Consider the following 19734-nt stretch of genomic DNA (forward strand, 5'->3'; position numbering starts at 1 on the left):
CGTCTGCACGATATTGTAGACGAAGGAGAGGCACGCCCAAACAATGCCGTCACGACGCGACGTGCCACTGCCTTCACAAATTCACGGTGCCCCAGCGCGCTAAGACAATCGCCACAAGCGACTTTTCAGCCGATAAAACAGCGCCGTCGTCAACGTCAGCACCGCCAACATGCCTGCGAATACAATCGCCGGTGTCCATCGATCATATGCGAGCCCGTAAACCAATTGGCCAATAGGCGTTGCACAGGAAAGCGTCATATAAACGAGTGCCAGCACTTTTCCGCAGAGTTCCTTTGGCGCTGACCGCTGAACAAATGAAACGATTTCGACCGATGTAATGCTTGCCCACGCCATGACCCATGCCGAGCCGGCCGCAAGCGCGGCAAACGCTAATTCATCAGGACCGCTCAGTAGCGTGACAATAATCGGCACGACTCCAAAACAGATCATCGCAACATATCGACATATGCCCTTGAAGGAAAAACGATGCGGCCAAATACCGACCAAACCACTGCCGACAAGACCACCTAAGCCCATAGCCACCTCAATAATCCCAACGAAGGATGACTGCATTCCGAGATGCTTTGCAACAATAACGGGAGCACCAATCGTTAACCCAACTAACGCAAGGTTCAAAATAGCCGCAATCAAAAACACAACGAGCAATGATGAGTTTTGAGACAGGTACCGAATCAACTCCCGAAAATCGCTTCGGCATGTCGAGCAAGTCGTACTGTCCCCTGTCATTCCAGATGAGGCATTTTGCTTGAGTGCGCCCCCGAACAGCAGGGCTGACATCGCAAACGTCAACGCCGCGGTTTCGCATAGAGCATCGATACCAAAGCACCCATAGACTGCCGTCCCGACTACAGGCCCCAAGATATTGCTCGCCATGGTTACCTGCGAGACCAACGCTGTGGCACGGTCAACCTTTTCTTGGCCCATCATGTGCACCGTCTCAATTTGAAGCATCGGTTTCAGCAGCGATTGGATGCCATATTGGACGCAAAGCATTGCTGCCACGACAACCGCAAGAGGCAGCGAACACTTCATGGGGATAAACAGCAGTGATGCAGCCATCAGAACAATGCCGAGCACCACAAGAACCCCGCGATGTCTCCCGTGATCCGCCAAGATTCCGCCAGCCGGAGTCGCAAGCACGCCCGGCACGAACGCTATCGCCGCGACAGCACCATATAACGTTGACGAGCCGCTGCAATCGAACAAGTAAAGCGGGCACACAAAGCACAGTGCCGACAACATCGAATACGCGCACAGCTGTGCAACAAGAAGACCGAAAAGCCTGATAGATCGCACTGTTTTTTGCGCCAACGAGACATTGCTCCTCCGCATTCCAGCCATAAGCCTGCCCCCTATACATACCATTAGTATGTATTTAATGACTTGAAAAGGGCAGCCGTGGCTACCCTTACAAATCAATTACATACCGTCAGTATCTATATTACCACCCAGCACGGTTCCATACGTCCCAAATCTGAGCCGTTGTCTGAAGCACTTCATTACCCAAATCGAGCCCCACCGCGGCCGCCATCTGCGCCAAACATTGCGCGCGAGCGAGCATTCGATCCTTGGTCTCGAGCGGACGGAACAGCGGCAGCAGCCAAAGATTCGCCAACAACGATACGGCCTCAGCCGCTTCGCGCGGGCATTTGCACGCAATGGAGCCGTCGGCGATGCCCTCCTCGATCACTGGCAAAAGACAGCCATCGGCCGACTCGTCGAACGAGCCCTGGTACTGCATCGCCAGTAGACGCGAGCTTTTTACCGGATCTGCCGCAGGATGCATGCGTGCCCATAGCTCAATTTGCGGAACGACAGACTCGGGCGCGTACAGTCGCTTGAGCTTTTGGGCTCCGGTCATATTACCGATACCAAGCGTTGAGCGACGGTGCTCAACAATCGGAGCCATTGCCCGATCAAATGCGGCGTTGAAAATCTCCTCTTTGCTCTTAAAGTGATGATAGACAGCACCCTTGGTCATGCCATCGAGGCGGTCGACGATGTCTTGAATGCTCGTCCCCTCATAACCCTGTACGCAGAAGAGCTCCAGTGCCGCGTCGAGAATCTTCGCGACCGTCTCCTCGGGATATTTATTACGACCCATAATCTGTCCATCCGCAATGCAAGTCTTGTGCCTCATTGCGGTATTTTAACGTTGCGGATGGCAGGTGGTCGATCCTACACCGCGGCGGGGCCGTGTTCGCCGGTGCGGATGCGGATGACCTCCTCGACCGGCTCGACCCAAATCTTGCCGTCTCCGACGGCGCCGGTGCGGGCGGCGCTGCAGATGATGTCGACAATGCCGTCGACGTGCTCGTCGGCGCAAATGAGCGTGAACTGCACCTTAGGAATCGTGTTGACAAGCAACTCGTTGCCGCGCACGTATTCCTTCCAGCCATGCTGTGCACCGCAGCCCTGCACCTGGTTGATAGTCATACCGCGAACATCAGCAGCAAACAGCGCATCTTTAAGAACCTCAAGCTTCTCGGCGCGAACAATCGCCGTAATCTTCTTCATAGTGAATTCCTCTCTTTAATAAAAGAAATTGATTGTTCTTCACATGGCACGGGTTTTCCAGGTGCCCGAGATTGCCCCGAAAGAGGAGCGCCGCGTACTTCGGTACGCAAGCGACGGTTTGAGGGGCAAGGTCGGGTGCCTGGGAAGCCGTACCGCTAGTCAAGTCCCGAGAAGGAGGGATACGCGCTCTCGCCGTGCTGACTCGCATCCAGGCCCAGCGCCTCGTCGGCCTCGTCCACGCGCAGGCTGCCGTGGAACAGTGCCTTGACCACCGCGGCGATCACCAAGTCGAGCACCAGTACAATAGCGACCGTCACCACAATGCCCAAAATCTGCGAGATGAGCAGCGACACGTCGCCCGTGTAGAACAGGCCGCCCTTACCAGTCCACGAGAGCTCCGGCACACAGAACAGGCCTGTGAGCACGCCGCCCAAGATGCCGCCGATGCCGTGGCAACCAAACGCGTCGAGCGCATCGTCGTAGCCAAACTTGGTCTTAAGATGGCTGATGGCCAGGTAGCAGACGGGCGATACGATCAGGCCCGTGACCAGCGCCGCCCACGGCTCGACAAAGCCCGCACCCGGCGTGACCACCACAAGGCCCGCAACCAGACCGGTGCTGGCACCCACCAGCGTGGGGCGGCCGGTGCGCACGCGCTCGACGGCAAGCCACGAGACCATGCCCGCCGCGCTGGCCGTCACGGTGTTGAGGATGGCGAGCGCCGCCACGGCGTCGGCCTTGAACTCGCTGCCGCCGTTAAAGCCAAACCAGCCAAACCAAAGCAGGCCGGCGCCCAGCGCCACAAACGGCACGTTATGCGGGCGATAGCTCACCATGCCAAAACCGCGACGACGGCCGAGCATCAGGCAGAGAATCAGGCCCGTCAGACCGGACGAAATGTGCACCACGTCGCCGCCGGCAAAGTCGAGTGCGCCGATGACGTCGCCGATAAAGGAGCCCTCGCCGCCCCAAACCATATGGGCGAGCGGCGCATAGACCACGAGCAGCCAAATGCCCAGGAAGGCCGTCATGGCACCAAACTTAACGCGGCCGGCCAGGCTGCCCGTGACGATAGCGGAGGTGATCATGGCAAATGCCATCTGGAAGGCGATGTTGATAATCTCCGGGTAGACGGCACCGTCCGCAGCATTGCCCTCGGCCGCCTGCAGCACCTGGTTGAGCACCGGCAGGCACAGCAGCTGGTCAAGGCCTCCAATAAACGGACTGGAACCGTCGCCGCCGTAGGCCAGCGACCAGCCAGCAACAATCCACAGCACACCAACCAGGCCAATGGTGCCAAAGCACATAAGCATGGTGTTGATGACATTTTTGCGCCTGGACAGGCCGCCATAGAAAAACGCCAGGCCCGGTGTCATTAAAAACACGAGCATGGTGCAGATGAGCATAAACGTTGTCGATCCCGTATCGTACATTCGCTCCCCCTTGATCGCATAAACGTTGTCGGCGCCCATAATGCGGCCGAGGGGCAACTGGTGTAGACCAGATACGGCGTTGTTAAACGCAGCGTTGTCGAATGGAAACGGTGCCGCAATCTTGGAAACGGCACGGCAACGGACACGAAACCAATGGGAAACGCGTAAATCGAGAGGCCATCTATGCCCACATTTCAAATCAGCTATATGCAGAGGCAAGGCAGTCCCAAGGCAGACTCCGCATCAGATTCATCCGTGATTCCCTTAGGGAAAACACGGCTAGGAGCTCTTTAGCGTGTTTTCCCTAAGGGAATCACAGTCGGCGACGGCAGTAGTGTGTTTTCCCTAGGGGAATCACAACTGGGCGGAGCAGGGTAACGCCCCCTTAAGGCAAACGAAGCTGATGACCATATCAAAAAACCACACCACGCAAAACAACCCTTATCAGCATCTCCTCCACTGCCCAACACTACATATGAGGAGCGACTTTTGGCACGCCGAAACGCCTCAGTAGGTGTTCGAGATAACCGTCCTCGTACACTCGACTAAATTGTACCCTCATGACCGGAATGCCCAGAGCCGTAATGTGCGACTCTCGTTGACGCTCTGCAACCAAGCGCCTTTGCATCTCTTTTCCCAGGCCGTCCGCACCAACGTATTTGCCAAAACCATCGACCTCAATAATTAAGCGAAGCCCATTCGGCAACTCGTAGTACATATCGGCACGGATCGCACCGCCATCGATCGGGTCAACAAACTCGGCTTGCAGCATGGTCGGAGGAAGGTAACCCAGCGCGACAATCAATCCGCGCACGATGGATTCGCCGCCGCTCTCCGAAGCGCCATCGGCATAGCGTGCTACCATCTCAGCGCAAAAGGCCCCAGAGCGACATCGCGCCAGCGCTTCAACATAGTCGCGATACTTTTGGATATCAAGCTTGCAGAACCGCAGGGCGCTATCAGCTATAGCCAGACCGTCTTCAAAAGAAGCAACAAGTGAGCAGTCGAGCACCGTCCGTTCTAGCGTCGTTCGTTTCACGGTGCCGTTTAGCTCGATCTCATTTAGAGGACACTCATGCCGATGGATTCCCGTGCCGCACCTACCATGCGAGCGCCCGCTAGCTACAAGATGAATTGTGTCCAGATATTTCTTCGAAACCCAAAGTCCATGGTCAAGCGCAGCGGAAAAGGAGCAGACAGCCTCGTCAGGGTGCTCGTCGAGAAACGTATTTTGAACATAGCGCCAACGAACGCGCGGACTCGTCTTGAGCGCATTCCACGTGGAAGCGCGCATGAACATCCCGCTAAACGGACGCACGGCCACCCCTGCCGCTACGGCGCGACGAAGTGCTTCGCGATCCGCCCTGGTTTTGGGCACTAGACAACGCTGCAAGCGCTCCGCCCCATCAAGCTGTTCTTCAATCCTTTGCCGTGCGCTGGTATTCCTCACGAAAGCCACCTCCCAATAGAGGCAGCATAGCCAAAAAGCACCTTGCCAATCTCTTGCCATTAACTGACCAAAAGCTTGACGTACTGCTTGACGCCGCAGGTCAAAGACGTCATCCCGGTGCGCACCACAACTACGTCGCTCGGTGAACGGTTGTCCTCGAGGTGCAGGCGGCAGTTTCCTTGCCCCCTCTAGACCCTCTGGTATCAAAGACGCCTCGTAGCCTCAGTTCAAACGTGATTCCCCTAGGGAAAACACGGCTAGGCGCTCTTTAGCGTGTTTCCCCTAGGGGAATCACAGTCGCCGGCGGCAGTAGTGTGTTTTCCCTAGGGGAATCACGATTGGGCAGAGCGATAAGGTGACTTCCCTAGGAAACACGCACTTGCAAGGCACCTCTACGACTCCAGCTCTTAGCGCCGAAACAGCTCGTGGGCGCGGTCGCGGAGATTAGTTGCTCGGATGACGCCCTCGTAGCGGTTGATACGCAAGCGTGGGAAGGCATTGAAGAAGCGCAGGTCGCGTCGGCTGAGCGACACGCTTGGCACCGGACGGCTCATGCGCTTGCCGGCAAGGCGACGACCGAGCGACGGACGCGGCATGCTCGGCGCGGCATCGGCCACGCGGCGGGCAGCGAGCGCCAAGCCGCGAGCACCATCCGAGATAAACGTCGGCATCGAAGCCTTCTCGCGCAGGGCATCGAGCGTCGCATCGCCCAGCTCCGCCAGCCACGCGTTAACGGCACGGCTGCGGATGTGCGTCTGTGCCACCGAGTCAATCGTAGAATCGGGAATACGTTCGAGCATTGAGTCCGAGGCATCGGCAAGCGACTCATTGATGCGGTCGGCAAGGTCAGCGCGCACACGCTCCAGCTGATCGAACAGGCGACGCCAGCTGGCCAAAGAGCACACCGCGTCGACCATCATCGCGACCGCGGCGATAAAGGCGGACAGCCGCACAATCAGCACCGGCAGATGGCCAAGCAGCCCCAGCAATGCCGGCTCCACTAAACGGCAAATGCACAGCGCACCCAAGCCAAACGCGCAGGCCCAGTACAGGCAGATGCGTCCATGCAGGTTAAACGGCAGGTGCGAGTAATCCCAAAAGCGCGCGCCTGTTGTTTTTTCCAATAGAAGGCCCACGCTGTACTCGATTGCGCTACATACAAGCGCCGCGGCGACAAACTGGCTCGAGGCATCCGGAATCCCGCGCAGCAAAAGCCAGCAGGCAATGCCGCCCACACCATAGATAGGACAACACGGCCCCAGCAAAAAGCCACTGTTGGCAAATCGTCCGTGATTGAGCATGGCGCATACTGTCGACTCCCATACCCAACCGCAAAACCCGTAAAAGGCAAACGAGAGCACCAGTGCCGAGAGTGGGCAGGCGGCAAGCGTCGCGCCGCCAAACGCCATATCAATCGCGGTTTCCACCGTCTACCCTCTCCTCTTTTCACTCGATGCTTTGCTCACGCTATCGTCCGTCTCATCCTTGCGCGGCAGGCGGCCGGCGACCGTCTCACGCAGAGCACACCATTTATCCGCCAGGCACACAATCCACGCCTCGCGACACGTCGGCGGAACCGGCACCAGCGGAAACATATGCCGCACGATAATATTCCGCTCGCGCGGCGTCAGCTCAAAATCTTCCTCGGCACGCGCCAGAGCAAAAAATGGATGCCGGAATCCGTGCAGTCGATGGCTCGGGTCGGGGTCGTGCCAATCGTAGAGAAAGTAATCGTGTAACAAGGCTCCGCGCAGCAACGAGGCGCGGTCGACCGAAACACCGACGCGGCCCAGGCGCTCGGCAAAGGACAGGCTCGCCCGCGCTACCGAAGTCACGTGCGCATAGACCGTCACATCGCCATGTTGGATAAACTCGCGCGTCAGGTCCAGACGGCCCGCCTGTGCCAGTTGACGGGCAGCATGGTCTACTTCGCGCGCGATTTTCTCGGCACGAACGGCATCGGACATGCTGCCTCCTTCCAGCGGCTCACGGCGGCAAGCCACGGCCTGTGCACAATCGATAAAAACATCATGGAACACATCAGTATGGCATCGGACAAAACGTTTTGCCCCACCAGTTGGCGAATTACCGCGCCGCCGTCACATATCAAACGCCAAAATGTGCGAGACTGTCTTGTGCAATTGTGCCGGCCGAGGGAGTGCCGGCGCTCGATTCGCATGGAGTAACCCACAACGATGCTGCTTACGCAAACGACAACGCCCGAGGACGTCAAGGCTCTTAATCGTGCCGAGCTCCCGCAGCTCTGCGACGAGATTCGCCACGCCATCCTCGAAAGCTCCGCCGCCATCGGCGGGCACGTTGCCCCCAACCTGGGCGTCGTTGAGCTTACGGTTGCGCTTCATCGCGTGTTTAACTCCCCCATCGACAAGATTGTCTTTGACGTTTCGCACCAGACCTACGCCCATAAGGCGCTGACCGGGCGCGCGTACACTTATATCGACCCGGCACGCTACGGCGAGGCCTCTGGCTTTGCCAATCCCGACGAGTCCGAGCACGACCTGTTCGCCATGGGTCACACCTCGACCTCGGTGAGCCTGGGCTGCGGCCTAGCGCACGCTCGCGACCTGGCGGGCGATGCGTACAACGTCATCACCATCATTGGCGACGGCTCGCTTTCGGGCGGCCTGGCGTTTGAGGGCTTTAACAATGCCGCCGATCTCGACAGCAACCTGATCATCATCGTCAACGATAACGACCAGTCCATCGCCGAAAACCACGGTGGCCTGTATCGCAATCTGGCCGAGCTTCGCGCCAGCAACGGCACCTGTGAGCGCAACGTTTTCCACGCGATGGGGCTCGACTACCGCTATCTGGACGCCGGTAACGATGTGTTAGCCCTCGTCGACGCGCTGCAGGAATTGCGCAATATCGATCATCCCATCGTGCTGCACGTCTCCACCGCCAAGGGTAAGGGCTTTGAGCCAGCCCAAAGCGACCCCGAACGCTGGCACCACGTGGGTCCGTTTGACATGGCGACCGGGCGCAAGCTCTGCCCGGGCCATCCGAGCGAGCCTGCGCCGCGCACCTATGCCGACATTACGGGCGAGGCCCTGAGCACTGCCATCGAGCGCGATCCGCAGGTTGTGGGCATCACGGCCGCCACACCCTACATCATGGGTTTTACACCCGAGCTTCGCGCTGCCGCCGGCAAGCAGTTTGTCGACGTGGGCATTGCCGAGGAGCATGCCGTGACCTTTGCCACCGCGCTTGCACGCTCGGGCGCCAAGCCAGTCTTTGGTGTGTACGGCACGTTTTTGCAGCGCGCCTACGACGAACTGTGGCACGACCTGTGCCTCAACGACGCCCCCGCAACCATCTTGGTGTTTGGCGCGTCGATCTTTGGCACCACGTCCGAGACGCACCTTTCGTTCTTTGATATTTCCATGCTGGGCGGTCTTCCCAACATGCGCTACTTAGCGCCGGCCTGCATGGAGGAATATCTGTCCATGCTGAGCTGGTCGCTCGCCCACCGCGAGCATCCCGTAGCGATCCGTGTACCGGGCATTGGCCTGGTAAGCCGCCCCGATCTGGTGCCCGCCGAGGACACCGACTACAGCGCTGTTCGCTACAACGTGGTGCGTCAGGGCCGCGACGTAGCCGTACTCGCGCTTGGCGATTTCTTTGAGTTGGGCGAGCACGTGGCAAACCGCTTGGCCGCCGAGTACGGCATCGAGGCCACGCTCGTCAACCCGCGCTTTGCAACCGAGCTCGACCGCGAGTTCCTCGACAGCCTTGCCGCCGAGCATCGCGTTGTCGTCACCCTCGAGGACGGCGTCTTGGACGGCGGCTGGGGTGAGCGCGTGGCATGTTATCTGGCATGCACGCCGTTGCGCACGCGCACCTTCGGCATCGCCAAGGGCTTCCCCGACCGCTACGACCCCAACGAACTGCTCGCGCAGAACGGCATGACGGTCGAGAACATGGCCGCCGAAGCCGCAAGACTACTCAACGAGTAAGAAAACCTCCGCAAGGGAAGCATCCCTGCGGAGGTTTTTGTTTTCGCGACGCAATTATCTCAATCTGTAACATCCAGGGCCCGAATTCCCGTCTAACTGTTACAGATTGAGACAAGACGTCTTAGTCCCTGACCTTTGTCTCAATCTGTAACAGATAGAGACCTTTTAGCCATCCAGATGTTACAGATCGAGACATTCGAATTCCCCTGAAGTGAAAATCTCGATCTGTAACAGGTAGAACCCATTTCCTCGTCTAACTGTTACAGATTGAGACAAAGCAGCGAGACAGGCCACCACATCTGCAAGAACCACCACAAAGGTGCCTGTCCCTTTTTGGTAGGTAGAATTACCCATAAGGTAAGTATGTTTCTGAGTTATTTCGTGTTGACCCATTTGAGCGCGATAGGGTATAACTCTACTCAACCGCTAGGGATTTTATTGAGAAAGGTGTTCTACCATGAGCAAGAACCTCTCCCAGCAGGTCGTTCTCGACCGCCGCGGCTTCGTTGCCGCCACCTTCGCAACCGTCGCCGGCCTTGGTCTTGCCGGCTGCTCCGACACCAGCGCCGAGGCCGACAAGGGTTCCGCCGCCGACTCCTCCAAGAGCTCCGAAGATACCGAGGCTTCCACCACGCTCGACGCCAAGGCGTTCGACAAGCTCGTCGACAACGGCCCCAAGGCCGATGACGACGCCATCGCCGCCAGCACCTGGGCCACGGCCGTCAAGGACGCCGGCGTCTTTAAGATCGGTGGCGTTCAGACCTCTACGCTCTTCTCTCTCCTCAACGAGAAAGACGGTCAGACCCGCGGCTTCGATGCCGGTATCGCACAGCTCCTGTCCAACTACATCCTGGGCGAGAACAAGGTCGAGATCACCCAGGTGACCTCGGACACGCGCGAGTCTGTCCTGCAGAACGGCCAGGTCGACGCCGTCTTTGCCACCTACACCATTACCGACGAGCGCAAGAAGCTTGTCTCCTTTGCCGGTCCCTATTACTACACGCAGCAGGCCATCCTGGTGCTTGCCGATAACGACGACATCAAGAGCATCGAAGACCTGGCCGACAAGAACGTCGCCGTCCAGTCCGGCTCCAACGGCCCCGCCATCCTGGAGGAGTTCGCTCCCAAGGCCAGCCAGCAGGAGTTCAAGACCGACGAGGAGGCCCGCCAGGCACTCCAGCAGGGCCGCGTTGACGCCTACGTCATCGATAACAACATGCAGCAGAGCGCCCTGGTCCGCGAGCCCGGTAAGTACAAGATCGCCGGCAAGCCCTTCGGCAGCAAGGAGCCCTATGGTATCGGTCTGCCGCTCGATTCCGACGGCGTCGCCTTTGTCAACGACTTCCTTAAGAAGATCGAGGACGACGGCACCTGGACTGAACTGTGGCAGATCTGCATCGGCGACCGTACGGGCGACACCAATGTTCCCGAGCTGCCCGAGATCGGCGCCTAGGCAGCGAGCCTGGTAACGGCCGCAACGAAACCATACGGAAACGCATGATGCGCTTTATTGCGGTAAACTGTTTCCTCACTGAGTTGTCGGGGCTTCCGTACACACGGGAGCCCCTTTCCTTACCGGCGGGAGGTCCGCATGAGTCTCTCCGAACTCTGGTCGCTCTATGGCCAGAACTATATCGACGCGCTGCTAGCAACCTGGGGCATGACGCTCGAATCGTTTGCCATCGCCATGGTGCTGGCCGTCGCCGTCACCGTGATGCGCGTGTCGCCGCTCAAGCCGCTGCGCGTCTTTGGCGACCTGTATGTCCAGGTCTTCCGTAACATCCCTGGCACCGCGCTGCTTATCATCGTCGTCTACGCGCTGCCGCCGCTCAAGGTCGTCCTGCCCTACCGCACCTGCGTTATCGTCGCCACGGTCCTTTTGGGCTCGGCCTTTGGCTCCGAGAACTTTATGAGCGGCATCAACACCGTCGGCGTTGGCCAGGTGGAAGCCGCCCGCTCGCTGGGCATGAGCTTTAACCGCATCCTCGCCAAGATCGTGATTCCGCAGGCGCTGCGCTCGAGCGTGCTGCCCATGACCAACCTCTTTATCGCCGTCATGCTCACCACTGCGCTCGGCAGCCAGGTGCCGCTTAAGCCGCAGGAGCTCACCGGCGTGGTGAGCTACATTAACACGCGCTCGCTCGGCGGCGTCGCCGCGTTCTTTATCTCGGCGCTCGGCTACCTGGGCACGGCCTTTGTGGTGAGCCACATTGGCAACTATATCGATAAGAAGGTGAGGATCCTCCGATGAACAAGCATTCCTCCCCTGCACTTACCATGCGCGATGCGCTCTACGAGGCTCCCGGCCCCAAGATGCTCGCCAAGATTCGCATCGGCACCGCCATTTCGCTCGTTGCCGTGGCCGCGCTCATCGCTCTGGTACTGCAGCGCTTTTATGTGACCGGTCAGCTTTCGGTCCACTACTGGTATTTCTTTACGCATCTCACCACCTGGAAGTTCTTGCTTGCCGGCTTTGAGGGCACCGTTAAAGTCGCACTCACCGCTGGCGCCATCGCGCTGGTGCTGGGCCTGGCCCTTATGCTCGGCCGCACGAGCGACATTAAGCCGCTGCAGCTGGTCTGCCGCGTGCTCACCGATTTCTTCCGTGGCGTACCGAGCCTGCTGTTCATCTACTTCTTCTTTTTGGTGCTGCCCCAGTACAAGATCGCGCTGCCGTCGTTTTGGATGCTCACGTTGCCTGTCGCGCTCGCTGCAGCCGGTGTACTTGCCGAGATCTTCCGTGCCGGCGTCAACGCCGTACCGCGCGGGCAGGTCGAGGCGGCCCAGGCGCTCGGTCTCTCCAAGGCTAAAATCACCTTTAAAATCGTGCTGCCGCAGGCGATTCGGTTTATTATTCCGTCGTTGATTTCGCAGCTCGTGGTCGTAGTCAAAGACACCACCGTCGCCTATGTGGTGAGCTACCCCGACCTCATGCAAAACGCCCGCGTGCTCATTACCAACTACGACGCCCTCGTATCGGTCTACCTGGTGATCGCAGTCATCTACATCCTCATCAACGTCGCGATCAACAAGGCCGCTGTCTATGTTTCGCACAAGACCGGCGCGACCATCATCCGCTAACGCTTTACCATTTCGAGTCATAAGGAGCCGAGCACCATGGCACAGAGCACCTCTTCCACCGGCAATCAGCCGCTGATCGAGCTCAGACACGTCGATAAGCACTATGGCGACCTGCACGTTCTCAACGACATCAATCTCTCGGTCGACCGCGGCGAGGTCGTCGTTGTGATCGGCCCCTCGGGCTCGGGCAAGTCGACCATGTGCCGCACCATCAACCGCCTGGAAACCATCGACTCGGGCGAAATCCTCATCGAGGGCGAGCCCCTGCCGCAGGAAGGCAAGGACCTTGCCCGCATGCGTGCCGAGCTGGGCATGGTGTTTCAGCAGTTCAACCTGTTCGCACATATGACCGTGCTGCAGAACGTCATGCTGGGACCGGTCGATGCGCTGGGTGTCTCCAAGGACGAGGCCCGCGAGCGCGCCATGGACCTGCTGGGCCGCGTGGGCGTGGCCGAGCAGGCCGACAAGGTGCCCGCACAGCTTTCGGGCGGCCAGCAGCAGCGCGTGGCCATCGCCCGTTCACTCGCCATGCAGCCCAAGGCCATGCTTTTTGACGAGCCCACAAGCGCCCTCGATCCCGAAATGATCAACGAGGTGCTCGAGGTCATGGTCCGTCTGGCCCAGAAGGGCATGACGATGATCGTCATCACGCACGAGATGAACTTCGCCCGCCGCGTGGCCGATCGCGTCGTGTTTATGGCCGACGGCCAGATCGTGGAAACCGGCACGCCCGACGAGTTCTTCGACCACCCCCAGACCAAGCGCGCCCAGGACTTCCTCAACTCCATCAAGGGCCACTAACCCAATTGCCACGCGGGCAAATTCATCAGTAACGTTTGCTCCGCGCCACCCCTGTGCCATGTCCACCCGGATTCGAAAGCTACGCCCATGATCGGAACCCGCACCTCATCGTCCTACACTCCGCACGTCGACGTCGATCCCGCCGACCGTCCGCTCATCCTGGTCGCACCACGCTGGGAAGAAGCGAAACCCTATTTGAGCGAGACGCTCTCCCCCAACGAGGAGATTGCGAGCGTCTTTGTCGATGCCATCCTTGCCGCCGGCGGCCTGCCGCTGCAGATGTCCATCACCGAGGACATTGAGGTCATCCGTCATTACGTCGATATCGCCGACGGCATCGCCATTCCCGGCGGCCCCGATGTCAATCCCAAACGTTGGGGCGATGATCGACCCTACGACCCCACCCTCTGCTGCGAGATCCGCGATAGCTTTGAGTTTAAGCTGGTCGGCGAGGTGCTCCGCGCCAAAAAGCCGCTCTTTACCACCTGCCGCGGCACGCAGTTGCTCAATGTCGCCACCGGCGGCACCCTGTGCATGGACGTGCCAAGCCTGGGCGCGCGCGAGGGCCGCACGCAGTGGCGCCATACCCACGTGCTCAACGACCCCGTGCATCCCGTCGAGGTCGTGCCGGGCTCGTTGCTGGAGCGCGCGCTTGGCGGGCACAGGCTTATCCAGACCAACTCCGCACACCACTGCTGCATCGATCGTCTGGGTAAAAGCACGCGCTTGGTCGCCAAGGCAACCGATGGCGTGCCCGAGTGCATCGAAGTCGAAGGCCAACCCTTCTGCCTGGGCGTGCAATGGCATCCCGAGTACACCTGGCAGACGCTCGAAACCGACTTTAACCTCTGGAAGTCGTTTGTCGAGGCGGCAGCCAAGGTCAAGCAGGCCCGCTAGCACGCGAACCACAAAACAGATAAGGGTGCCCCGCCGGCCACATGGTCCGGCGGGGCACCCTTTCACCTATATGTGGCCGGCAAGCAGCCCAAGGCTCGCAAGCTCTTATTCAGCCGCTTCGCGCAGGGCCGACATCGTTGCCGCATATTGCTGCTGCAACGCATGCATTCCCTCGCGAGCGCCGTCAACGGCATCGGCGCCGCGCAGTGCTTCGGTCACCACGACCGCCGGCTCGTACAGATTATCGAATCCCAGGTTCTGGCTCACGCCCTTGAGCGTGTGCGCTGCCATAAACGCACCTTCGGCGTCTCCTGCCGCCATGGCGGCCTCCAGCTTGTCCATGCTCTCGTCATCCAAAAACTTGAGGGCAAAGCGGGCAAGCATTTCCTCGCCCATCAGCCGAGCGCACGCGTCATCATAATTAGCGCCGATCTTCTCATACGCCTCACGCATGGAAATCATGGATTAAAACTCCTTAGGTCAAACTAAATCGTGGGAAACGCGACAACGTCGGCGGGGCGTGCCAACGTCTCGGCAATACGGTCTTGCACCTCGAGCAGACAGTCGAGCAACAGCGGGTTAAAGGTGCCGCACTTACCGTCCAGGATCATCTGGATCGCCTCCTTGTGCGGAATAGCGTCCTTGTACACACGCACGCTCGTCAGAGCATCGTACACGTCGGCCACCGAGACCACCTGCGCGGCAATGGGAATATCGTCGCCCTTAAGGCCATCGGGATAGCCCTTGCCGTCCCAGCGCTCGTGGTGCCAACGCGCAATTTGGTACGCATATTCCATAAGCGCATTGCCGACGTGATGGCAACCCAGCTCAAGCAACATGTCGGCGCCGATCGTGGTATGCGTCTTCATAATCTCGAACTCCTCGGGCGTAAGGCGCCCGGGTTTGTTGAGAATCGCATCGTCAATCGACATCTTGCCGATATCGTGCAGCGCCGAAGCCAGGGCGATCGTGGAACGTTCCTCATTGTCGAGGGAGATCGTACCGCTGCGCTGGACCAGACAGCCAAGCAGCAGCTCGGTCAGCTTCTCGATGTTCGTAACGTGCCTGCCGCTCTCGCCGTTGCGAAGCTCCATGACGCCGGCCATGATATCGATGAGCATGCGACTGTTCTTGACGCGCTCGTTGTACTGCTGGGACAGCAGGTTCGTCAGGCGGCGCTGTTTGGCGTATAGGCGGATGGTGTTGCTTACACGGCGGCGCACGACACGGGAGTCAAACGGGCGGTTGATATAGTCCGAGGCGCCCAGCTCGTACGCGCGCAGAACCATATCATCGGAATCTTCGCTCGAAATCATGATGACAGGCAGATTGTCACTAACCGATCGGCGCGACAGATCGGCCAGCACCTCAAAGCCGCTTATACCCGGCATGACAATATCCAGCATCACGAGCGACAACTCATCGACATAGCGGTCGACCATGTCGAGCGCCGTACGACCGTTATCGGCCTCGAGGATGCAATACTCGTCCTTGAGCATCTCGTTGAGAATGGCTCGGTTCATCTCGGAGTCATCGACAATAAGTACCAAAGGCTTGTCGCTTTGGAAGGCCTCGATGGAATCGCCATCGGTCACGACCGTACCGGCTTTTGCCTTAGCGCGGCTCAGTAACTGGACAGCGCGGCCAACGCCCTCATCGACCGTCTCGCCATGAATGCGAACGCCACCAACACATGCCGTCAGGCTCATGTGCTCATGGCCCGGAATAATCGTGGCATGAACGGCATCGGATACCTGACGCAGGCGACGGGCGAAGTCATCGGAGGGAATATTGGGCATGACAACCACAAACTTGTCGCAGCCATAGCGCACAAGTTCGTCAGTCGAACGAATTCCGCTGCGTATGGCTGTCGCCACAGCACCGAGTGCAAGGTCGCCGGCATGATGGCCACACATATCGTTGAAGACCCTAAAATCATCAAGGTCGATCACCGCCACGCCGGCCTTCATGCGGGCGCTACGGAGCTTTTCCTCGTAATATCGGCGATTGCGCACGCCCGTCAGCACGTCGGTGTAGACAAGATCCTCTTCTGTGGCCTCTTGCTCATCAATCGGACGTACCATCAGCAAGACGTGAGGCTCGCCCTCGACCTTCAGAGGGCGTAGGCGGGCGCGGTACTCAACACCATCGTTGAGCAGTTGCTCCGACACCTCACCCGAATCTGCCAAGGCCTCAAGACTCGACTGACGCAGACAAGGGCAGCGATCGCCGGCGAGCAGGCAGTTAGGCTCGCTCTTAATCTGATCGGCCGACAGCAAACGCACCACGGGGTAGGTCTTCGCGACACGGGCGACCTCGGCGGCAGCCTCCTCGTCGGTTAGATTGGCCTCGTGATTATTGAGCATATGGGGCCCTTTCGATAGTTTCGCACGGTAGCGGTGCATATCAAATGGTACAAGGGTAACATCTAACAACTGCAGGCAAACGCGCGATTATCGTTACATTTTTATGACCTGGCAAACGGCGGTAATGGAGCCGCGGGCGCGCGGTTATGGGCGCATTCGTTAACAATGACGAAACGCTAACAGTCCCCCTCCCCGCAGGTCATCGAGCGTGCTAACGCTCCAAGATATCGCGAACGGCGTTTGCCGCCGTAACGGGACGATCGCGCAGACCGTTATGCGCGCCCGGGATCATCACAAGGGGGCAATTGAGATATTCGGCAGCCGCTCGCGTGCCAGCCTCGCGGGGCGTATCGACCGAAAGCTCGCCCAAAAACACAGCCGACACCGCCTTTGACGCGCAGGCGCGCTCCCAGTCGGGAGCATATGTCATATTTGTTCCGTATTCATTGGCCATGAAGCAACGACCATTGCGCAGGGCATGTTTGGCTTCCGCCTTAGTCGTCCCAGGAGCCTCGGGGTCCAAGTCGCCGAGGGCTCCCAAGAAAAGCCGGAGCGCCCTTGAAACCTTTCCAGCCGCAATCATATCGAGCAAAACCGGAGCTGCGCCCATGCCGACGCCTTCGGCCGACACAGCCGGCTCGTGCAGAATCGCACGGGCGACGAGATGGGGTTCGGCGCGAAGAAGCTCCAGCGCCACCAACGTACCGGCGCTGTGCGCAAGCACATTTGTCGGAGCGCCGACGTGTTCGATCACGGCCTGCAGGTCGGCGGCCTGAGCGGCAAGATCATAGCTGCCGTCTGCCGCTTCGCTGCTGTCACCACAGCCGCGGCGGTCGTAGGCAATTACACGATAGTTGCGGCTGAGCTCACAAGCGATGCCGTCGAAAAATGTGCCGTCGACACAAGCGCCGTGCACGCACACCAAAGCAGGAGTATCAGGCGACACATCCGGGCCGGCATATTCGCGACAGGCAATCGTGGTGCCCGCATTCTCGACCGTAAAATCCATGTTGTGCCCCCATCATCAATGCCCATCCAGCTGCACGTCAGTACGGTTGGATGGACCCGCATTGCCTTACGACTTGTTAACAGATTAACTGTACCCGACCCGAGGCTTTTCATGGCACGGCATCATGAGCGACGTGAAAAAACGAAACTTGTAAAGCAAGAGCCCGCACCTTGCTTTGGAGCCGATGCTATGCTTAGGCACAATTGTCTTGAGGAGCATATGTCTATGTCTACGTTTTTGAATGCCAGCCCCATCTTTGGGCCCGTTCGCAGCCGTCGCCTTGGTCTCTCGCTCGGCGTCAACATGATGCCGGCCAGCGGCAAAATCTGCACGTTCGACTGCATTTACTGCGAAAACGGCCTCAACGCCGAGCGCCCCTGTCATGAGCCGTACAACACAGCTGCCATGGTACTCGACGCGCTCGAAGCAAAGCTGCGCGAGATGGCAGCCGAGGGCGAGCTCCCCGATGTGATCACCTTCGCAGGCAACGGCGAGCCCACCGCCGCACCGGAGTTTCCGCAGGCCATCGCCGGCGCCGTCGCGCTGCGCGACGAGCTTGCCCCAAACTCCAAAATCGCCGTGCTCTCCAACGGTACGCGCGCCGACCGCCCCGAGGTGCACGACGCGCTCATGATGGTCGACGACAACATCCTCAAGCTCGATACCGTCGACCCGGCATTTATCCAGCTGCTCGATCAACCCGTTGGCCCCTACGATGTAGAGCACCAGATCGAAACGTTCGCGAGCTTTAACGGTCATGTCATTATCCAGACGATGTTTTTGAGCGGTGAGTACCGGGGCAAGTCTCTCGATAACACCGGCGAGGAGCACGTTGGTCCTTGGCTCGCGGCGCTCGAGCGCATTCGCCCGCAGGAGGCGACCATCTACACGGTGGCGCGCGAGACACCAGTCGCCGGCCTTGCCAAAGCAGCGCCCGAGGTGCTCGACGCCATTGCCGCGCGCGTGCGCGCCCTCGGCATTCCCTGCCAGGTGAGCTACTAGCAAAACCACGCAGCAGCTAGTGTCCGCCATCCCACTCCATCAGTTGCGGTGATATAGTTCCTGTTTATGCTGTTAAACCGCTTAAATCGGAACTATATCACCGCAACTTTTATGGACGCGTGAGTGGGCTATACTAGCTGCGGATGAAAGGAAGTTAGCCATGTATGACAAAGGACCCGTACCCGGCCGCAACGACGCCTGCTGGTGCGGCAGCGGCAAAAAATATAAGAAATGTCACAGCGCCTTCGACGAGCGCCTCGAGCGCCTGTGGGAGGAGGGCTGGGAGGTTCTGCCCCGTACGCTCTACAAGACGCCCGCCGATATCGAGGGCATCAAGCGCTCGGCCGCTATCAACGTGGGCGTGCTCGATTACGTAGGCGAACACATCGCCGCGGGCATGACCACCAACCAGATCGACCAGATGATCTACGACTACACCGTCGAGCACGGTGGCACGCCGGCCGACCTCAACTACGAGGGCTATCCCAAGAGCGTGTGCACCTCGATCAACGACGTCGTCTGCCACGGCATCCCCTGTGATACAGACGTGCTGCACGAGGGCGATATTATCAACGTGGACTGCTCCACGATCCTGGACGGCTACTTTAGTGATTCGAGCCGTATGTTCTGCATCGGCGAGGTCTCGGCCGAGCGCCAGCGCCTGGTCGACGTCACCCGTGCCAGCGTGGAGGCGGGTCTGGCGGCCGTCAAGCCATGGCTGCCGTTGTCCGTTATGGCCGAGGCCGTGCAAAAGACCGTCGAGGACGCCGGCTTTAGCGTGGTGCGCGAGTACGGCGGACACGGCATCGGCAAGGAGTTCCACGAGGACCCGTTTGTGGGCTTTACCACCGAGGCGCCCGATGTGGACACCATCATGGCTCCGGGCATGGTCTTTACCATCGAGCCCATGGTCAATGCCGGAGCGCCCGACATTAAGATTAGCAAGGGTGACGGTTGGTGCGTGCGCACCAAGGACGGCAGCGATTCGGCCCAGTGCGAGGTACAGCTCGTGGTGACCGAGGACGGCTACGAGCTGCTCAGCTGGTAGCTGTGGATGCGCCGGGCTACGCGATGGATATGTTAACCATCGCGTAGCCCGGCGTTTTTATAGCGTTTTGCCTGATACAACCTGCCAAAATAAACCTGTCCCTTTTTGGTAGGTCGAGCGGAAAGGACTGCT

At 59.2% G+C, this 19734-nt stretch carries 18 protein-coding genes; 8 read left to right on the forward strand and 10 right to left on the reverse strand.

Annotated features, from left to right (window positions below; genetic code table 11):
* Nucleotides 1-99 precede the first annotated feature (99 nt).
* The 7 genes from ARB25_RS06680 to ARB25_RS06710 form a co-directional block, all read right to left on the reverse strand.
* Complete coding sequence (locus ARB25_RS06680; protein ID WP_055286811.1) at nt 100-1362, reverse strand: MFS transporter; 1263 nt, start codon at nt 1360-1362, stop codon at nt 100-102.
* Between the two features lie 100 nt (nt 1363-1462).
* On the reverse strand, nt 1463-2125 hold the full coding sequence (locus ARB25_RS06685; protein ID WP_055286812.1) for a TetR/AcrR family transcriptional regulator: 663 nt from the start codon (nt 2123-2125) through the stop codon (nt 1463-1465).
* A gap of 74 nt (nt 2126-2199) precedes the next feature.
* Nucleotides 2200-2538: a P-II family nitrogen regulator gene (locus ARB25_RS06690; RefSeq protein WP_055286814.1), complete on the reverse strand. Its 339-nt coding sequence runs from the start codon at nt 2536-2538 to the stop codon at nt 2200-2202.
* 155 nt (nt 2539-2693) lie between these two features.
* Complete coding sequence (locus ARB25_RS06695) at nt 2694-3971, reverse strand: ammonium transporter (RefSeq protein WP_055286816.1); 1278 nt, start codon at nt 3969-3971, stop codon at nt 2694-2696.
* A 469-nt stretch (nt 3972-4440) separates the two neighbouring features.
* Nucleotides 4441-5421 carry a hypothetical protein gene (locus ARB25_RS06700; RefSeq protein ID WP_055286818.1) on the reverse strand — a complete coding sequence of 327 codons (981 nt, stop codon included), beginning with the start codon at nt 5419-5421 and terminating at the stop codon, nt 4441-4443.
* 407 nt (nt 5422-5828) lie between these two features.
* The gene (locus ARB25_RS06705; protein ID WP_253276069.1) at nt 5829-6848 is read right to left on the reverse strand and encodes a putative ABC transporter permease; all 1020 of its coding nucleotides are present in this window, start codon (nt 6846-6848) and stop codon (nt 5829-5831) included.
* 3 nt (nt 6849-6851) lie between these two features.
* Nucleotides 6852-7388: an HD domain-containing protein gene (locus ARB25_RS06710; protein ID WP_055286820.1), complete on the reverse strand. Its 537-nt coding sequence runs from the start codon at nt 7386-7388 to the stop codon at nt 6852-6854.
* Nucleotides 7389-7616: 228 nt separating this feature from the next.
* Here ARB25_RS06710 and ARB25_RS06715 point away from each other — a divergent pair, with 228 nt between their 5' ends.
* The 6 genes from ARB25_RS06715 to ARB25_RS06740 all read left to right on the forward strand — a co-directional run bounded on the left by ARB25_RS06715 (nt 7617) and on the right by ARB25_RS06740 (nt 14177).
* Nucleotides 7617-9398, forward strand: coding sequence for a 1-deoxy-D-xylulose-5-phosphate synthase (locus ARB25_RS06715; RefSeq protein WP_055286821.1), 1782 nt, complete (start codon nt 7617-7619; stop codon nt 9396-9398).
* 457 nt (nt 9399-9855) lie between these two features.
* Complete coding sequence (locus ARB25_RS06720; protein ID WP_055286823.1) at nt 9856-10851, forward strand: glutamate ABC transporter substrate-binding protein; 996 nt, start codon at nt 9856-9858, stop codon at nt 10849-10851.
* A 138-nt stretch (nt 10852-10989) separates the two neighbouring features.
* Nucleotides 10990-11649: an amino acid ABC transporter permease gene (locus ARB25_RS06725; protein ID WP_055286825.1), complete on the forward strand. Its 660-nt coding sequence runs from the start codon at nt 10990-10992 to the stop codon at nt 11647-11649.
* Nucleotides 11646-12479, forward strand: coding sequence for an amino acid ABC transporter permease (locus tag ARB25_RS06730; RefSeq protein ID WP_055286827.1), 834 nt, complete (start codon nt 11646-11648; stop codon nt 12477-12479). Before ARB25_RS06725 ends, ARB25_RS06730 begins: the two co-directional genes overlap by 4 nt.
* Before the next feature lie 36 nt (nt 12480-12515).
* The gene (locus ARB25_RS06735) at nt 12516-13280 is read left to right on the forward strand and encodes an amino acid ABC transporter ATP-binding protein (protein ID WP_055286829.1); all 765 of its coding nucleotides are present in this window, start codon (nt 12516-12518) and stop codon (nt 13278-13280) included.
* Between the two features lie 87 nt (nt 13281-13367).
* Nucleotides 13368-14177: a gamma-glutamyl-gamma-aminobutyrate hydrolase family protein gene (locus ARB25_RS06740; protein WP_055286831.1), complete on the forward strand. Its 810-nt coding sequence runs from the start codon at nt 13368-13370 to the stop codon at nt 14175-14177.
* A 105-nt stretch (nt 14178-14282) separates the two neighbouring features.
* On the opposite strand, the gene ARB25_RS06745 is transcribed toward ARB25_RS06740, so the two are convergent.
* The 3 genes from ARB25_RS06745 to ARB25_RS06755 all read right to left on the reverse strand — a co-directional run bounded on the left by ARB25_RS06745 (nt 14283) and on the right by ARB25_RS06755 (nt 17552).
* Nucleotides 14283-14639, reverse strand: a complete 357-nt coding sequence (locus ARB25_RS06745; protein ID WP_055286833.1) for an Hpt domain-containing protein — start codon at nt 14637-14639, stop codon at nt 14283-14285.
* A 23-nt stretch (nt 14640-14662) separates the two neighbouring features.
* Nucleotides 14663-16543 (reverse strand): diguanylate cyclase, encoded by a 1881-nt coding sequence (locus ARB25_RS06750; RefSeq protein ID WP_055286835.1) that lies wholly within the window; start codon nt 16541-16543, stop codon nt 14663-14665.
* Nucleotides 16544-16754: 211 nt separating this feature from the next.
* Entirely contained in the window at nt 16755-17552 is a 798-nt protein-coding gene (locus ARB25_RS06755) for an alpha/beta fold hydrolase (protein ID WP_055286836.1), read from the reverse strand.
* 225 nt (nt 17553-17777) lie between these two features.
* On the opposite strand from ARB25_RS06755, the gene ARB25_RS06760 reads away from it, so the two are divergent.
* The gene (locus ARB25_RS06760; RefSeq protein WP_055286838.1) at nt 17778-18554 is read left to right on the forward strand and encodes a radical SAM protein; all 777 of its coding nucleotides are present in this window, start codon (nt 17778-17780) and stop codon (nt 18552-18554) included.
* Nucleotides 18555-18714: 160 nt separating this feature from the next.
* On the forward strand, nt 18715-19602 hold the full coding sequence (gene map, locus ARB25_RS06765; RefSeq protein ID WP_055286839.1) for a type I methionyl aminopeptidase: 888 nt from the start codon (nt 18715-18717) through the stop codon (nt 19600-19602).
* Nucleotides 19603-19734 lie beyond the last annotated feature (132 nt).

Source organism: Collinsella aerofaciens, from assembly GCF_001405375.1.
Classification (GTDB): domain Bacteria; phylum Actinomycetota; class Coriobacteriia; order Coriobacteriales; family Coriobacteriaceae; genus Collinsella; species Collinsella aerofaciens_F.

Coding starts and splice junctions, on each gene's coding strand:
- ARB25_RS06725 (WP_055286825.1), top strand. CDS start 10,990: ATGAGTCTCTCCGAACTCTGGTCGCTCTATGGCCAGAACTATATCGAC.
- ARB25_RS06685 (WP_055286812.1), bottom strand. CDS start 2,125: ATGGGTCGTAATAAATATCCCGAGGAGACGGTCGCGAAGATTCTCGAC.
- ARB25_RS06690 (WP_055286814.1), bottom strand. CDS start 2,538: ATGAAGAAGATTACGGCGATTGTTCGCGCCGAGAAGCTTGAGGTTCTT.
- ARB25_RS06730 (WP_055286827.1), top strand. CDS start 11,646: ATGAACAAGCATTCCTCCCCTGCACTTACCATGCGCGATGCGCTCTAC.
- ARB25_RS06680 (WP_055286811.1), bottom strand. CDS start 1,362: ATGGCTGGAATGCGGAGGAGCAATGTCTCGTTGGCGCAAAAAACAGTG.
- ARB25_RS06720 (WP_055286823.1), top strand. CDS start 9,856: ATGAGCAAGAACCTCTCCCAGCAGGTCGTTCTCGACCGCCGCGGCTTC.
- map (WP_055286839.1), top strand. CDS start 18,715: ATGTATGACAAAGGACCCGTACCCGGCCGCAACGACGCCTGCTGGTGC.
- ARB25_RS06750 (WP_055286835.1), bottom strand. CDS start 16,543: ATGCTCAATAATCACGAGGCCAATCTAACCGACGAGGAGGCTGCCGCC.
- ARB25_RS06735 (WP_055286829.1), top strand. CDS start 12,516: ATGGCACAGAGCACCTCTTCCACCGGCAATCAGCCGCTGATCGAGCTC.
- ARB25_RS06710 (WP_055286820.1), bottom strand. CDS start 7,388: ATGTCCGATGCCGTTCGTGCCGAGAAAATCGCGCGCGAAGTAGACCAT.
- ARB25_RS06755 (WP_055286836.1), bottom strand. CDS start 17,552: ATGGATTTTACGGTCGAGAATGCGGGCACCACGATTGCCTGTCGCGAA.
- ARB25_RS06740 (WP_055286831.1), top strand. CDS start 13,368: ATGATCGGAACCCGCACCTCATCGTCCTACACTCCGCACGTCGACGTC.
- ARB25_RS06745 (WP_055286833.1), bottom strand. CDS start 14,639: ATGATTTCCATGCGTGAGGCGTATGAGAAGATCGGCGCTAATTATGAT.
- ARB25_RS06715 (WP_055286821.1), top strand. CDS start 7,617: ATGCTGCTTACGCAAACGACAACGCCCGAGGACGTCAAGGCTCTTAAT.
- ARB25_RS06695 (WP_055286816.1), bottom strand. CDS start 3,971: ATGTACGATACGGGATCGACAACGTTTATGCTCATCTGCACCATGCTC.
- ARB25_RS06760 (WP_055286838.1), top strand. CDS start 17,778: ATGTCTACGTTTTTGAATGCCAGCCCCATCTTTGGGCCCGTTCGCAGC.